Source organism: Allorhodopirellula heiligendammensis, from assembly GCF_007860105.1.
In the GTDB taxonomy this organism is placed as follows: Bacteria; Planctomycetota; Planctomycetia; order Pirellulales; family Pirellulaceae; genus Rhodopirellula; species Rhodopirellula heiligendammensis.
Genome location: NZ_SJPU01000001.1, coordinates 1,155,258 through 1,171,273, shown reverse-complemented (window position 1 = coordinate 1,171,273; position 16,016 = coordinate 1,155,258). Strand labels below are relative to the sequence as shown.

Here is a 16,016-nt window from a genome sequence, read left to right as displayed (position 1 = left end):
TACAATCTTTTCTTGCTGGTGCTGTTTGGCCAATGGTATTTTAGATTCAACGGCACCTCTGAGACATCGTTAAGATTCCCGCCTCCAGGCGAGGTGTCGATGGACTTACCGCCCATCGATCCCATGCCGGCCATGCCGGCGGCAGCTCGACACCAGCTACAGCGAGCCACCGAGTCGACAGTTTGGTCGAACGATTGGCTTGCGCGAGCGAGCAATGATTTCTCGCTGCAAGACCCAACCCACGTTCGCGCGGTCATTGCAGGCATTCAGGACGGGAGACTTTCGCTCGGCGAGCGAGAGCGTAGGTTGTTATTGCTAACTGAAATTGATCGGCAAAGCGATGCTGAGGACCTGGTGAAGACCTTGCTCGCAGCGCTGGCAGATGATCGTGGGCAGTTTTCACCAGAATCCATTCGCCGCGTTTCCCAGAGATGGACGGATCCAAGTGACGAAGTCCTGCGAGCCAAGATCGCTGAAATGTGTGTGCAACATGAGCGAGAGCTGCAGAACCTTAGGAATGGAAGTACATCCACGGTCGTCCAGATGGACCTGCCATCCAACGCCGCGTTAATTGAAGATGCGGAGGTGAGCGGATCACAAGATGCCGGCGACAATCACGCAAATATTGGTGGCAAAAATGCCGCCCCATCCCGTGCAGACTCGATCGCAACCGCTGCTTCCCATGCGATCAAAGAGTTGAACTTTGGGTCGCGGTCGTCCTCCCTGAAGACATTTTCCACATTGCCGCCCGGCGATTTGTTGCTTCAGGAAGTTCGCTCCCGCGCGCTGCAGATCCTGTCGCGAGCAAGCGATAGCCAGTCCCCAGAACTCGGCATGATCCCAGAGTGGATCGATGCGTTGACAATCGTGAGAGGAGACAGACAGTTGCATGTGGCGATACGCAATTTTGTCGCACAATGCGACCAGCCATCCGCGGACGCTTCGGAGATCTACCGAGTCATATCCTTGGCGGCATCAAGCGGTGACCCTGCGTGGGTAACCACCCTGTTGGAATACTTGCCTGTCAATCTCCTCAGCTTGGCCGACGACGAATATCTTTCTGCTGCGGAGAGATGGCCTGCAGCCATGACGGCGACAATCGATCATTTATGTCGCGGAGACACCCATGCGCTAACGTCGTTCTTGGCGCAGCCAACCCTGGCTGGCGCGATCAGCTCTGATGTGCTTCGCCGGCGAAGTCATTGGTCGGACGAAACGATATCAGACATTCTGGAGCTAGTGCTCGCCCAAAGCCGTGTCCGCGATGCAAACACACTGAGTTGGTTGAAGCGCACGCGAATCGACGATGACACCCGCCGGCGCGTGACTGTCGCCTGGAACACGTTGCCTGACGAGGCGTCCAAAATCACCAGTTGGCTATACCTAACGCCAATCATGGACGCGTTCTCTCAACCATCACTTGCCGAGCGGGCAACTCACAACGCTATTTCACGTATTGGTGTTGACAACTTGGTGAATCGGCTGCTCGACGGGCGATCGCCTGACATTTTCAAACGCGAAAACTGGACGATGCTCCAAGACACAATCGACGAGCATCTGTCGTCAGCAGATCCCGATCGTTCGACCGCCGAGAATGAACTTGCCCGTGAAATCGACGAGCAGTTAGTGCGTCACTTGCTTAGGAGTGCTCGAATTGACGGCAAAGTTCTGATCGAAATTGTTGGTCGTTTTGGGGGACCACGCAGCACAGTCGTACTGCAGGCAAACCAGTTCGCCTCGCAATGGACCGAGCGGGGGGCGGCTGAGCACCAAATTCAGGCGGCAATCCACGCAATGCAATCGCGAGGCGAGCATGACGGACTCTGAATCGCGTGAACCGTTTGACGCCCCGAGCACCGTCTCCAATCAACAACGAGTCGCCTGGGTTCTAAGCATCGCTTCTGTTTCATTGATCATCCTATCGTTGGGTGTAGCCGCGATCGGGGTTGAGACGCTGTACTCGCTTCGCGCCGCCGGCAACGCATTCGACCCAACTGAGCTCGCGTTGGCGAAACAGTTGATTGTGGAACGGGCCGCCGAACTCGACCAACTCAAGCTTGAAGAGGAGGTATTGCAGGCGTGGAACCAACAACAAATTGAGAAATGGGCATTGGTGCGAGACCGCGAGGTCAAAGAATTGGCGTCCGAGCGTCAAAAGCCCCGTGACCGCCTCAAGACCTCTCGGATCTCCGACATGGACGCGACGAGTGCACCCAGGTTGTATCACGATATATTCTCGCGATATTCCAACTTCAGCAATAATCGTCTGCGGGTTGCCCCAGCAGAGCAACTGCTAAAATTTGCGCGATTGACAATCGAGGGTACACGCATCGGGCATGCCGACCGCAGCTATGCAGTGTTGGCAATGGTTCATACGCCTGACGATGACATCAAGCGTGAATTCATTCGCCTACTGGTGGAACATCCCGATCCGCTGGAGGGTAGACACTATCGTGAAAACGACATTCTCGTCGCCAAATCGCTTTTTCAGTTGGCGAAATTATTGCCCCCCGATGAGCATGCGAACGCCGTTGCTCGATTCTGCCAATTGTATCTATCCCCATCCGAGTCAATTACTGAGATCGCTCGCCGTGCCGTCGACAGTGTTGACATCGAACAAGCCGCTGTACTGGCATCGCTGGTCGCGCATCCTGCCCCACAGATGCGTCTCCTTGTCGATGACCGCGTTCCCATCGACAGTTGCTTGTCGGCGGCCGTAAATGCAATTGAGAGTGAGGAGTTTTTGCGATTTGTCGCTGCCTCACGATGGTTGTCCGAGCAGCCTGTAACGATCGCGATGCAAGAACAAGTTATGGAGGCACTCGCGCCCGTCATGCTGGTGCCCGACGGCAGTCGATATCTTGCGCTGGAGATATACTGCAGGTGGGCAGATGCAAGCCAGGCTGAGTCCGCCTACGCGTCGCTGATAAATGTGCTGGGTAATCCCATTTCAAACGCAAGCGTCGCCGATAAACTGATCACATTGGCAATCCGGCTTGAGCTACCACTTCGAGAATTGATTCAAACCTCCCATCCGCTCGTCATGAGGTATTGGCTCTCTGCTTATATTGCCGACGATGGGGACGTCCGTAGTGCGGTCATATCGCTGTTGAATAGTAGTCCAATGAGCGAACAATCCTTGGAGCTCATGCGGCTGGCATCAGCGAGCGGCATGAGCGCTCAACTCGCCCAATTGAAACAAGCGATTGAGCGAGTAAAGTCTCACCACGCCGAACGTGCTGAGTAGATTGGCTGCGATCAAAGTACTTCTCGTGCAGCCAGGACAGTGTCCTGTCACACCAGCGGTGTCCCGTCACGTCAACACATCTGTTGTTGCTGAAAACTCTCAGCACCCGTAACATGAGAGCTTTTTGGGACGGAACCTGTGAACTCGCCTGCTCATGATAGGTTGATCGCCGCACTCCTAATCTACTTCGTTGCGACAGCCTGTTTCGGTGGCCGTGTTTCCGGTCAAGCACCAGATGCAGAAGTTGGCGCTGAGAATTTCATTGTCGATTCTGTTCTTAGAGTTGGCACCAAACAGAGTCCCCCGTTCGCGATTAAGAATCCGGATGGTTGATGTCTTTCGAGTCGAAGCAGTGCGTTCAGGGTCTTGGAACGATGGACGAACCGCGTGAACCTCGATCGGTAGAGTCCTAGTAGCATGCCGTCAACGCCGGCCTCCTTGCCGGCTCAGAACTTGACGGCGTCCATCTCCAGGTGGCAATGGAGCCGACCTACTTTCGCTCGATGAGTTCCATCATGTCTGGAGTGATCGGCATGACCTCAAAATTCTTGAAGAACATTTCGCAGTCGGTTCCTCCATGCATTTGTAGACCGAGCTTGCCGGTTTTCTCGCAATCTTCGTCAACAATATCAGAGGTGCAGAATCCATTGAGTATCTGGACGAGACGATCTCCGTACGCGGCAGTGCACGTCGTATTCCACTGATCGTCTTTGTTGCGGACCTGCTCGACCAGCTCATCGTTTTGGACGATCCAGCCACGACCGGGGATTGTCTTGCCGTCGACAATTCCAGCCGTGTGCCAGAGCGCGGAGTCCTTGCCATTGTTAGCAATTTCATTCTGAAAGCCGCGTAACACCCACGGGGCACTGGTTTCTTCGGCCCGGAAATACAAGGCGCTGTTGCCACCATGCATGCGGTAGGTCACACGCGCGATGAAGTTGTCGTAGTTCCGATCGGAAATAACCAGTCCATCTTTGCCTTGGCTCTTGGAGTGGACGCCATGCAAGACGCCCTCGTCGGTGAACGACCACTCTTCCGGAAGTACGAACTTGGCATTGGCGAGCTGATAGTTGCCCTCCTTATCTTTATCGAAAAACGATTCCCACTTGCTCTCACCTAGATTCTTGACTCGGATGTTCTTCCAAGCGACGGAGCCTGATTTGCCGGCGTGAATCTGTAGTCCGAAAAACCCCTTCATTGATTCGCTATCGAACATATCGACAACCAAATTGCCGTTGAGCCAAGTTTTGATTGACGGTCCAACGCATTGAATTTCCACATCATTCCACTCATCAACATGACAGCTCGCCTGAGCAACGTCCAAACGATCCTGGGGAGTATGCGCGTCGAGCCAAATGATGCCGTGCTGGTGGCCGCGACGTCCCTCATCGTAGATCCGACCTGTCATGTCACCACCGGGACGAATCTCGTACTGATAGCCAAAGACGCGTTCTCCATCACCTTGTGGACGGGCGGCGGAGCGGAATTGGATTCCGGAGTTGCCGGCTTCCAAGAACTTGTACTGCAGCTTTAAAACGAAGTTTCCATATTCCTGTTCCGGACATAGAAACGTGTTACCGGGCGTGTTCGGAATGCACTTTCCGACGATAGTCCCATTCTCAACTGCATACTCGGCGGAGCCACCGCGTTTGACCCATCCTGTCAGGTCAACGCCGTTGAATAGAGAGGTGAACCCCTCCTCAGCGTCGGCGGCGGTGGTGATTGTGCCGCAGTTCGCTAGAAGCCCGATCAATATCACGGCTACAAAACTCTTTCTCATCAATGTTTCTCTGGTAGTGGGTGTCATGGGGTAGTGGATGTCATGGAGTAGTGGTTACGAAAGCTGGAGATGCTGGCGACCACCATTCCCAAATCTTCTGGGTCCCGGGGAAGGGTGTCAAGCGCCGCTTGCCGACGACAAAAATCTGGAGATAGGCCCTCAACGATGTCACTCAAGTTCGTCTGCCCACTTCCCCCGACTGGTGTCTGATGCAACTCCCCGCCGTGCAAGGTCGATCTCGGCACTTACTCAGTCACTACCATCACTCCATTCATGATCATCCAATGACCGGGAAACGTGCAGAGAAAAGGATAGCGACCGGGTGTGGAAGGAGCGACGAAGTAGATCGTGTCGGTATGGCCGGCAGCGACAATATCAGTATGTGCCAGAATTTTATCCGAGCTAGGAACGTACTGGTTTGCGAAGGCACTTGGGTCGGCGATCATCTGCTCCGCAAGTTCACCTACTTGTTGCATCGCCCCCGGCTCAACGAGCACCCAGTTATGGGGTACTACATCAGGATTCGCGAGTGTCACCGCCAGCGACTCATTTGGGCTGACGGTGAATTCATGTGTGACGTAACTGAGATCGCTACCCGTCGAAATATTGATTTCTCGTGCATTCGTAATTTCCTGATGCCAAGGATTCGTTTTCCGCTGTGCCATGGAGGCTAAGTCGATAAGCAGCGGATGGGCTGCAATCTGCTTTTCGGCGGGCTGGTAGCCCGCGAAATCAGTGAACGCTAAGTCAAGCTTGTGAAGCGTCACGAAGAGGTCGTGATCACTACCTGCAGGATTGCAAGACAGCGACTCGCGATGGTTGACGCGCATCCGCAAGTGCAACTGATTGACAGGCTGCAGTTGTGGGATTTCTAGGAACAGCGAACGACCATCGGCCAGAACATGAGCCGACTGAATCCTTAACGGATCGTGCCCCGGCGTTCCTGGATGGGTGCGTGAATACTCGGGTGATCCATACCCACCGCCATAGCGATAGTTCCAGCACTGTGCAAAATGATGTCCCGCGTCCTCTGCAATCGATACTTCAAGTGGCTCTGCAAACGTGACTCGGATGCCATTTTCGTGAGCGTGAAACCCAATCGGCACTTGCACGGCGTCCCCAGTAAATCGCACGCGTTGGAAACAACCGTCGTCACGGGTATACGATCCCCAGCCAGTCATCCCGGAAACGTATAGTTGCCCATCGAGCGGATGGAAACGGCCGCGATGTACCCCCGACAGAAAATCGCCAGCGAGGGGAATGACTGCGCCTTGAAGTTGGCCGTCAACCTCATCGCGGAGCACGCCAAACCAGGAGCCCGTGCCAAATGAGAAATGCAGCAACTGCTTCGCCAGGGGACCAAAAGCCTCGCTGTCCACATAAACTTGACCGCCGCTGGAGTTATCAAGTCCGCGGGGCAGATACACCAGCGGCAACTCTGGCGGCTCACCGTTTTGAGGCCCACCATAGCCGTGATGAGGTGGCCTATCGGGCAGTTGTGACGACGATTGCCGGACGGCGTGGATTGCCGATGCAGGCGTCCATCCGCCTTCAGAAACTGGCACGGTCACGGTCCCGTCAGGCAGCATCCCCAAACCGTCGGGGTTGCGAAAGCCAGTGGCAACCACAGTCGCCGTCTCTCCATCACCGGAGATACATGCTAAGCCTTGATTGCCTGAAGCTGTGTAGAAGTTGCCCTGTCGGTCGCGTTGCAAACCACAAATGAAATCATGTCCGGCGGGCGATGTGATCATCGCATGGCTGAAGCACTCGTAGAAATCCGCTTCACCATCGTCATTCAGATCCGTCAGGCGAGTTAATTGATCTCGACACTGAACATAGATCTGCCCGTCCGCCACCACCAATCCCAAAGCATGGTGAAGCCCCGCGGCGAACCGAGTCCATTTCGCCACACCCGGTCGATTCGCATCTGAATCGAAACCACTCACTCGCCATACATCTCCTTGCATCGTGCACACCAACGCACTCCCGTCATCAAGAAAGTCGTGGCCGCCACAAAACATGAGCGAGTTCCATGGATTGACATGTGGCAATTCGATGGTATCGATCGCATAGGGACGTTCGTTGCCCAGCGTGATACTCGTCTCGATTACTGCGGGCCATTGTCGTGGCCCTCCCTTCGTAAGATGCCGCAGAGGATGTTCGTCTGCGGGTGCGACGTCACGAATGAACTCACCGTCTTCCACCCATGCTGAATCGAGATACTTCACGCCCTCAATGGTGTAAGAAAAGACAATTCGTTCGGCACTCCGGTAAAACCCATGGTATTGAAAATCTCGTTTGGCATTCTCTTTCCGTGGCGTCGCAATCAGCACCCCCTGAGGGCGTAGCCCTCCAAGAAATCCCATGCGGGCCGATTCGAACTTAACGAAACCGCCTGTCCAGACGGCATCGAAAGACAACGTTTCTGGGTTGAAGCACGCCGACATTTCGCCCTCGTCACCGAGACGAACGCACACGCCGCGCGGCACGGTGATCCCATCGGCCCGAAACACACCTGCCTGCCAACAGCCTAGCTTTGTTTCGTTCCACCGATCATCCGCCCAATCCATCTCACTCTGGTTCCCCCAGTGTCCCCGCTCCCCACCGTCGAGCCCCGGATAGGCATTGATCAACATGGGTAGATGTGGTTGCTGGCGGAAATGCTCCGCTTGCTTCGTATAGAAATCGTACAACCGATCTCGATTTACCCAATCTGAGGCATGGGGCCAATTGGCGGGTTGGAGCGGGGCATGGGAGACCGGGAACTCCACCGGGCCATGCATCTGGCTATGAGCAATCGCCTGCTGAATCGAATCCGGGAGAGGCTTTCCATCTCGCCCTAATTCCCCCAAGAATCGAATCAGATCCAACCGCTGTTGTGGTGTCATCGCAGCAACCAGCCCGCCGGGCATCACAGAGCCGCCAGGAACTTGCTCTTCAATCTCATCTTTGCGAACCGAGGTCAGTATTCCCGATGCTGAATCTCGGACGACCACCGACGCGTCGTCCGAACTGTGTTGCAATCCCGAGACGATATCGCCATCGGTCGTCAAGATCTTCCATGTCACGTAATCCGGGGCAACCTCTCGTTGCGGCCAAAGTACCGACTCGACCATCTGGTCCCAGCTGCGGACGTTAGCGATGGTGGACAGGTCTGGTCCAATCGATCCCCCATGTGATCCAACCTGGTGACAAGACAGGCAAGCGAATTTGGCATCTGCAAAGACTTTTGCCCCTCGCACGGCATCGCCAGAATCGCGTGCTTGGCTGACAAGTCTCGCGACGTAGGTTGGCTCATATTCCAATGCGAGATGACCGACATTCGCATCCCCTACAAACCGTTCCGCGGTAGCCTCCGACAAGGCGGTCGGATGCTCATTTTCGAATTCCCACAACTTCAGCGTCGTCGCATCGTTGGTAGGTCGGATGAGCGGCTCGCCGGCGACCTCACGGACTCCCTTGGAAATGCGTACCCAATGGATCTTCCCATCACATCGGAACGGCCCCTCGACAAGCCTGCCAACCCCGATATCGCCCGGGCTCTTCGATCGATTTCCGTTTTGCCTGACGCGTTGGTCGGCAACTCGTTTCCCGTCTACGTAAAGTTGGATGCGGTGGTCCTCGTAGATCATTGAAAGCGAGTGCGGCTGACCATCGCAAATCATCTCGTTGGAATGCACATGGTCAGGAGTTCGTCCAGGTAAGTACGCGGTGAATCGTCCACTGCCACGCATCGAGAACAGCTCCCAGTGGTCCGCTGATTTTTTGGGATCACTCGCCACCAGGATGTTGTAACGGTCGCGTCGCGGTATGGTCGCGCGGACTTCTACCGTAATGGGCGTGTTCCGATAGTCGTCCGAACCCGGATAGAGATGACCGAGGGGGGTTGGCGTCGAGCGGTCATTGTCGCCAATATCGTCGGATGCGTCTGGATTGACGAACACTCGCGGTGTGGGCGGTAGTGAACCTCCGCTGCCAGCTGCCTGGAGTTCTTTGGCAATCCAAGCGAGTCCATCCCGGTTTTCAAGGAGTGATTCACGAGCGTCCAGAGATTCGCGGTGGTCAAGAATTCCAAGCGGCCCATCGTATCCGCTGTCTATCACCGCCCCGATCATCTCCAACTCATGATCCCCTTTGCCAATACCCAATATCTTTGGCTGCACCTGCTCATTCATCCCGTTGAGATTCAGACAAAGCAAGAAAGGTTTTAGAATCGCAAATGAGGCGGCCCAGTCCGCGATGTGCCCGTGGGCATGGTGGAAATTGTATACGACGCCCACGTGATCGTGACCTAGCTCATGCAAGCGTTGACATACCGCCACTAGATTCTTGGGCTCACCGCCCCAACCGCCGTGATTGTAGAGCCCGAGTTCACATCCCATTTCCGCAGTGCGACGTGCCAGCGGGAGCATTTGTTGCGCTGCGGATTCGACTTTAGCTGCCTCGCTCTCGCCGACACCTTCTCGAAGGGTCTGCCAGATCTGTGGATGCATGTCATACTTGGAAAAGAGTTTGAAGGCCTCCTCGTGAACTCCCCAGAATGCAAAAAACTCGATCCCCTGTTTTCGGTACTCTTGGATCTCCTGCTCGAACTCGGGAACGTGCTGGGCCCGCCAATCGTAGGCGCAGCGAGTGATGCCGAGTTCGTTCAACATTGCGGCACGCTCAGCCGGGGATCGTTGTTTCGCGTCAAAGGGAACGATGCACCAAGCTACCAGTTGGCTACGATCTAGCACGTTAACGCGATCCGCCGCATGGACCTGGCACACTCGCATGCTCAGATAGCCTAATACAAGCATGCCCAAAACGTAGCAGCGCATCGCCTTGCATGCGATTGTTTTGTCGATCACAGCAGATAGTAAATTCAAAGGTGGGAGGTGACGACTGTGATTTCAACTTTCAGTAACGCGAATCCAATATCAACAGCCGCCAGGAGGGGACTGGATTGTATCATGATTTCACGCTCCCGATCGACGATCGCGAGTCACGTTCTACATTGAGGTATCGTCATGATGGCGATCGGGTGAAATGAATACGTTGAGCCGATGTTTGCGCTGCGGAATCCAGGCTCACTTAACTGGCTAACGTGGCGCGTCAACGAGGCAGTCCAGCGTGTTCCTCGCTGGCGCTGCGGATTCGTATTTGTGTATTCAGACGGCGAAAGCGGAGTTTCCTCGGCGACACAGCCATCGCCACTGCGGTGCTGGACGGTGACTCCCAGTGCCGTTGCACGCCCTGTGCTGCATCCAACCATCATACTAGGAACTTAACGTCGCGAGCACACGGCGGGAGACTTGTTCACGTGGATGCGGAGTGACGGCGCGGCCGGGAAGTGTTGTCAGCACGACGCAAACAGAGTCTGTGGTGGGATCCGCCCAGCAGAGCGTGCCCGTCGAGCCAGTGTGTCCGAAGACAGTGTCCCGAGCGGGACCATAGAGACTGTCACCCAGATCAAATCCAAGCCCACGCGCTTTCATGCTGGAAGGGTTTTGATTCCGAACCATTGATCGAGCCGTTTCTGGTTGGAGCATGCCTGCCTGAGGATGCAGAAACTCACTTAGAAACCGAGCAACGTCGCTCGCTGAGGAAAAGGCACCGCCCCAGGGAGCTCCGAGTTGACGCCAGTAATCGCTGTTCCAATCCCAGGTCTGTGTACTTGGGTCTCCCGCACCGGATTCTGGAGCGGCGTACTCGACTTGGCATTTCATCAGCGATTCGATCGGCAAATGCCCAACTCCCATAGCCGTGTGCTTCAAAGCCAGTGGTTGGCAAACGACTTCGTCCACCAGAGTCGCAATCGGTTTATCGGAGATTCGCTGAGCGACTTCGGAGGCAAGTAAAATCGCCATGCTTGAGTAGCTGTACTTCGCTCCAGGGGCGAACAACAAGGGGGTGTGCGTGGCAGCGGAAATGAACTCAGACAAGGGGGCGTGAGCTGATCGCAGTTTTGCATTCTCTGGCAGTTGATCGGGTAGCCCAGAGTTATGAGTCAGCAACTGTCGCATCGTGATGCCTTCCCGACCATCGCCATGGAACTCAGGTAGAAACTTGACAGCCCGATCATCGAGCTTAAACTCTCCAGCGTCCAGTAGCGACATCAGTGCGGTGACAGCGATCGGCTTTGAGATCGAACCCAGTAAGAAACTGGCATCCGTCGATATGGCGTCACCGAATGCTTGCGAGCAGACTTCCTCTTCCTGACGCACACAGAGTGTTGCAGCTGCAACCTGACCTGATTCGGTCGCACGGCCCAATACCGTTATTGCGTCATCGTAACGGCCCTGCTTAACGGCAGCCAATAGGGGCGCGGCCACTGTCAAACCTATCCCAGCTTGAAGAATTTTGCGGCGGTTCATCATGGTGTTCTCTCCGTTGTGAATTGGTAGCGCTACAGGGAAGCTGCATGGTGCATTGATGAGAAGATTGCGAGCTGGAGATCCCTGTCGGTACGCCGCATCGGCTCTATAAGGCCAGTCGCCTCTGCCCCCAAGTGTACTCGGTCCGACGGTGCCTATGTGCCGGGCCACACACTGTGGAGCTCGGCCTATGAATACCGTGAACATGGCCTGGGAACCCCATCAATAGGTTTCGTGCACGCGATTGTGAATGCGGTTAAACTATGCGTGACCGTGGCAAGGATTGGAGCCGAAGATGGTAACGCACCGTGCGCCACACGACTCGGATTGCTCGCTAACGATCTCGCAATGAAAGCCGCAAATGGAACGCATCGAACCGTCACGCCGCAACTTTCTCCAAGCCACTGCGGGCGGACTCATCGTATCTGCTTCGCTCACCTCCGCTGACACCAACGCGGCCGAAGCAGGCCCAGCAGTCCGAGTTGCCAATCCGCTCAGTGGTGACGTGTTGCGTACGCGAGCTGAGCTTTCCCCAGACGCTCAGGTATTGCGTGAGCAACCTCGCGAGGTTCCCGTAGTAGGAAAGAGTGACGTGCTCGTTTGCGGCGGTGGTCCGGCAGGCATTGCTGCCGCATTGGCCGCCGCACGCGCAGGCGCTACGGTTCAGTTGATCGAAGTCGCCGGTTGTCTCGGTGGTGTTTGGACCGCCGGTCTCCTAACCAAGATTCTCGATTCGGAGAATAAGTCCGGGATTATGGCGGAACTGCTGCGGGCGTTCTCGGAACGTGGAAGCGCAATAGCGAACCAAACCAACGGCACCGTTTACGATCCCGAAGTTGCGAAACTGGTTTTGGAGGAACGATGCCTCCAAGCGGGCGTAAAAATTCGCTTGCACACGCGACTCGTTGGCGCAGTAACAGACTCCCATCGCAGAGTCATTGCGGTGCTAACAGAGTCGAAATCGGGCCGGGAAGCCTGGCTTGCGGAACGTTTCGTTGACTGCAGCGGTGATGGTGATCTCGCAGCACACGCGGGCTGTCGATTCGATCTCGGGGTGGGCGAGGCTTGCGAATGTCAGCCAATGTCGATGATGGCGCTGCTCACCGGGCTCGACGCCGATAAGGTGCGCCCCTATATCCGCGAGACCGCATCATCGGCAAAGAGCTTGCTGTTGAGCCTCATGGAACAACATGGAATGTCGCCATCCTACCGAGGACCAACTCTGCGTCATCTGCACAGTGATATCTTTTCGATCATGACCAATCATGAATACGGTGTGTCCGCGTTTGACGCTAACGCGATTAGCGAAGCGACCATTCGAGCGCGCCGCGAAGTCCACGATCTCGTGTCAGGCTTACGCCACATAGGTGGCCCCTGGAAGAACATTTCCATAGTAGCAACCGCCGAGCAGATTGGAGTCCGCGAAGGTCGTCGCATCCGTGGTCGCTACCAGATCACGGCCGATGACTTGGCCGCGGGGCTCAAGCACGAGCAAGCTGTTTGCACAGCAAAGTTCCCCATCGATGTGCACGCGTTGAACACGCACGGCAACAAGGAGATCAGCCGCGAGTTCAAGCAGGGCGGACATCAACCGTACGATATACCCTATCCCGCTCTGATCGCCGCAGATGTCGATGGTTTGCTGCTGGCTGGCCGCTGTATTAGCGGTGATTTTGTCGCCCACTCGAGCTACCGGGTAACGGGAAACTCCGTCCCCATGGGCGAAGCGGCAGGACGTGCAGCTGCCGTTTCGATTCAGCGCCTGGTCATGCCGCATGAGCTGCGGTGGAGCGAGATTCGGTCATCAGGTTAGCTCGAATCAGCTACTCCCCCGTGGGATTGCCTTACCGATCGCATGGGCAACGTCACCTTCAACGGCTTGGGGAGGCGGGACGGTGTGTTTTCCGGAACTCTCGCGGAGCACAACCACATCCCGCTTTAAATGCTTCATTGAATCGGCTGAGACTCTGGAAACCTGAGTCCAATGCGACATCCAGTATCGCGTTGTCAGTTGTGACCAGGAGTCTTTGAGCATGGGAGATGCGGTGTTGAGTGATAAATGCCGTCATCGTGGTGCCAAATGTTTTTCGAAATAGCGTCATAGCGTAGTTGGCGTGGACGTCCATGGCGTTGGCGATCGATTGAGACGTCAACGGCTGTTGGTAGTTCCGCGCTATGTAACAGGCGATCTGATCAGCCCGTGTTAACGCGGCCATCGAAGGTACCAATTTCCCGTCGTTAATGCCGTGAGCAAATCGCAACAGCCGCGACTGTACTTCCAAATTCGCCGCACGCTGCAGAACTCGATCGTCCGCCTTGAGGTCCAACTCCCATCGTCGAAACACCAGTTCGTCCCATGGGTAGTGATCACAATCGACGATAAGTTCACCTTGTAAAATGCGATTAATGAAACTGAGATCGAGTCCCACCCGCAGGAACTCACTCAGCGGCACTGTGACAACGTAGTAGGGTGTGTCCCCTTCGACCTCCACGATCTGATGCGGGATCGCTGCCCAAAAGATTCCGAGCCTCCCCGCCTCGATCTTCGTCCGCTGACCGCCCAGCAGGTAGGTCAGCGAACCGGCAGTGAGCAGATTTAGCTCAATCTCGTTGTGTCGGTCGGGACGAGTCATACGGGTCGGCTTCCACGACTCGCAAGCGAAACCGTAGGGTGAGAACTCCGGGCGTTTGGTATCGAACTGCTTCATAATCTTAGAATACCGTGAAAGAACACACTCCAACAGGGAGATTCGCGGCGAGCGTGCAGGTAGTTTGATCAGCGACCTCAGATCGTGCCCAATGAAACCATGGCATACTCATCCAGGTTACGCAAAACATTCCACATAGGAAAAGACATGAAGATCCTTACAATTTCAATCTTCCTGCTGGTACTGGCAGGAACGATGGCCCGGCTATCCAGTGTCGCTGACGATGCAAGCAGCCCAAGCACCATCGCTGCATTTCCCGGCGCCGAAGGATATGGCGCAGCGACGCGTGGGGGCCGGGGCGGCACAGTGATCGCCGTGACTAACCTCAACGCCAAGGGACCGGGAAGCCTGCAAGCAGCGTGTGATGCCACCGAGCCAAGAATTGTCGTTTTTAACGTCTCCGGAACAATTGACGGTGATGTAAAAATCAAGCACGATTTTATCACCATCGCAGGACAAACGGCTCCTGGAGATGGTATCACCATCAAAGGCAATCTTGCAATCGACGCCGATGATGTTGTCATCCGCTATATCAGGGTCAGAACTGATCATGACGGCGACGCACTGGGTGGAAGGTACCACAAAAATATCGTTGTGGATCATGTGTCAGCAAGTTGGAGCAGCGATGAAGTGTTCTCTCTCTACCACAATGAAAACGTCACGATCCAATGGTGCATGATTACCGAAGCCTGCGCAAAGCAGGACGGGTCACATCGTTTCGGCGGCATCTGGGGAAACCATTACAGCACCTATCATCACAACCTGTTTGCTCACAATGATAGCCGCAATCCCCGCTGGGCCTCGGGTTGTGGGTATAACGACTACCGCAACAACGTGGTCTTCAACTGGGGTTATCAAAGCGCTTACGGTGGCGAAGCACACCAAAAAGGTGACCGACGGAAACCCCCGATCGAGTTCTCCACAGTCAACATGATCGCCAATTACTATAAGTCGGGGCCCGCTACACGGTCGGACGTGAAAGACAACATCGTGAATCCTTCGTCGCGAGGAGATGGCGATTACGGCAGTTGGTATGTGGGCGACAATTATGTCGATGGCTATCCTCAAGTCACGACGGATAATTGGTTGGGCGTCAAAGGGAAAACCTATCAACCAATGCCGGCGCCTTGGGACGCGTTGCCCATTCGTCAGCAATCCGCAACGGACGCCTACACATCCGTCCTTCATCATGCGGGTTGCTCACTTCCTAAGCGAGATTCAATCGATGCGCGCATCATTGAGGAGGTCAGAAGCGGTACAGCAACTCACGGCAGGAATGGAATCATCACCACACAGGAAGACGTTGGCGGTTGGCCGGCACTGCAATCCGCAGCAGTACCACAAGATTCCGACGATGACGGAATGCCCGACGACTGGGAAACGAAGTACGGTTTGGACCCCAACGATAGGAATGACAACGCTCGCGATCACGATGCCGATGGCTACACCAACATTGAAGAATACCTCAACGGTACTGATCCAACAATCTTCGTCGACTATTCAAGTCCAGAAAATAACATCAGTGCGTTGGAGAACTCCCATGGAAAATAATTGGCATCACAGTCTGAGTATTCCAACTCTGATGCTACTATTTCCTGTGACGGTAATCGGCCAGAGCGATACTCTGGATGCCTCGACCAAGCCACGCGTGTTGTCACAGGAGATGGCGGACGTCACCGCAGGTTCGCAGCGGATTGTGGACGTACTACTGGACGCATCGAACAAGTGTCCGGTGTGGAAACATGCGCGGGGCGGGACGAACACCTTCGCTCGGCCACTCAAGACGCACGAGGAGTAGCATCGTTGGAAGCGACTCGGCGCGTGAGGCTAGTTTTTCGCGCCAGACGAACCGCGCAAACAGGTTCATATCATCCTCGAAGCAACCGACAACGCAACGCCACCACTCGTTGGCCACTGACGCG

At 55.2% G+C, this 16,016-nt stretch carries 9 protein-coding genes; 5 read left to right on the top strand and 4 right to left on the bottom strand.

Annotation, left to right across the window (positions count from 1 at the left end; all coding sequences use genetic code 11):
• Positions 1–99: 99 nt before the first annotated feature.
• A complete protein-coding gene (locus tag Poly21_RS04465) occupies positions 100–1,827 on the top strand; it encodes a hypothetical protein (protein WP_146405760.1) in 1,728 nt (575 codons plus the stop codon).
• The gene (locus Poly21_RS04460) at positions 1,814–3,247 is read left to right on the top strand and encodes a hypothetical protein (protein ID WP_146405759.1); all 1,434 of its coding nucleotides are present in this window, start codon (positions 1,814–1,816) and stop codon (positions 3,245–3,247) included. The genes Poly21_RS04465 and Poly21_RS04460 overlap by 14 nt, the downstream gene beginning before the upstream one ends.
• 490 nt (positions 3,248–3,737) lie before the next feature.
• On the opposite strand, the gene Poly21_RS04455 is transcribed toward Poly21_RS04460, so the two are convergent.
• From Poly21_RS04455 to Poly21_RS04445, 3 genes are all read right to left on the bottom strand, one after another.
• Positions 3,738–5,027, bottom strand: a complete 1,290-nt coding sequence (locus Poly21_RS04455) for a 3-keto-disaccharide hydrolase (RefSeq protein ID WP_146405758.1) — start codon at positions 5,025–5,027, stop codon at positions 3,738–3,740.
• 245 nt (positions 5,028–5,272) lie between these two features.
• A complete protein-coding gene (locus Poly21_RS04450) occupies positions 5,273–9,898 on the bottom strand; it encodes a DUF6797 domain-containing protein (RefSeq protein ID WP_302117543.1) in 4,626 nt (1,541 codons plus the stop codon).
• Positions 9,899–10,288: 390 nt separating this feature from the next.
• Positions 10,289–11,389, bottom strand: coding sequence for a serine hydrolase domain-containing protein (locus Poly21_RS04445; protein WP_302117541.1), 1,101 nt, complete (start codon positions 11,387–11,389; stop codon positions 10,289–10,291).
• Positions 11,390–11,747: 358 nt separating this feature from the next.
• Here Poly21_RS04445 and Poly21_RS04440 point away from each other — a divergent pair, with 358 nt between their 5' ends.
• Positions 11,748–13,199 carry an FAD-dependent oxidoreductase gene (locus Poly21_RS04440; protein WP_146405757.1) on the top strand — a complete coding sequence of 484 codons (1,452 nt, stop codon included), beginning with the start codon at positions 11,748–11,750 and terminating at the stop codon, positions 13,197–13,199.
• Between the two features lie 58 nt (positions 13,200–13,257).
• On the opposite strand, the gene Poly21_RS04435 is transcribed toward Poly21_RS04440, so the two are convergent.
• Positions 13,258–14,094 carry a helix-turn-helix domain-containing protein gene (locus Poly21_RS04435; protein ID WP_146405756.1) on the bottom strand — a complete coding sequence of 279 codons (837 nt, stop codon included), beginning with the start codon at positions 14,092–14,094 and terminating at the stop codon, positions 13,258–13,260.
• Positions 14,095–14,241: 147 nt separating this feature from the next.
• On the opposite strand from Poly21_RS04435, the gene Poly21_RS04430 reads away from it, so the two are divergent.
• Both Poly21_RS04430 and Poly21_RS04425 read left to right on the top strand, forming a co-directional pair.
• Positions 14,242–15,645, top strand: coding sequence for a pectate lyase family protein (locus Poly21_RS04430; RefSeq protein WP_302117538.1), 1,404 nt, complete (start codon positions 14,242–14,244; stop codon positions 15,643–15,645).
• Positions 15,635–15,892, top strand: coding sequence for a hypothetical protein (locus Poly21_RS04425; protein ID WP_146405755.1), 258 nt, complete (start codon positions 15,635–15,637; stop codon positions 15,890–15,892). The genes Poly21_RS04430 and Poly21_RS04425 overlap by 11 nt, the downstream gene beginning before the upstream one ends.
• Positions 15,893–16,016 lie beyond the last annotated feature (124 nt).

Bases quoted from the DNA above. Each gene is read 5' to 3' on its own strand.
- Poly21_RS04460 (WP_146405759.1), top strand. From the start codon at position 1,814: ATGACGGACTCTGAATCGCGTGAACCGTTTGACGCCCCGAGCACCGTC.
- Poly21_RS04440 (WP_146405757.1), top strand. From the start codon at position 11,748: ATGGAACGCATCGAACCGTCACGCCGCAACTTTCTCCAAGCCACTGCG.
- Poly21_RS04445 (WP_302117541.1), bottom strand. From the start codon at position 11,389: ATGATGAACCGCCGCAAAATTCTTCAAGCTGGGATAGGTTTGACAGTG.
- Poly21_RS04455 (WP_146405758.1), bottom strand. From the start codon at position 5,027: ATGAGAAAGAGTTTTGTAGCCGTGATATTGATCGGGCTTCTAGCGAAC.
- Poly21_RS04465 (WP_146405760.1), top strand. From the start codon at position 100: ATGGACTTACCGCCCATCGATCCCATGCCGGCCATGCCGGCGGCAGCT.
- Poly21_RS04425 (WP_146405755.1), top strand. From the start codon at position 15,635: ATGGAAAATAATTGGCATCACAGTCTGAGTATTCCAACTCTGATGCTA.
- Poly21_RS04435 (WP_146405756.1), bottom strand. From the start codon at position 14,094: ATGAAGCAGTTCGATACCAAACGCCCGGAGTTCTCACCCTACGGTTTC.
- Poly21_RS04430 (WP_302117538.1), top strand. From the start codon at position 14,242: ATGAAGATCCTTACAATTTCAATCTTCCTGCTGGTACTGGCAGGAACG.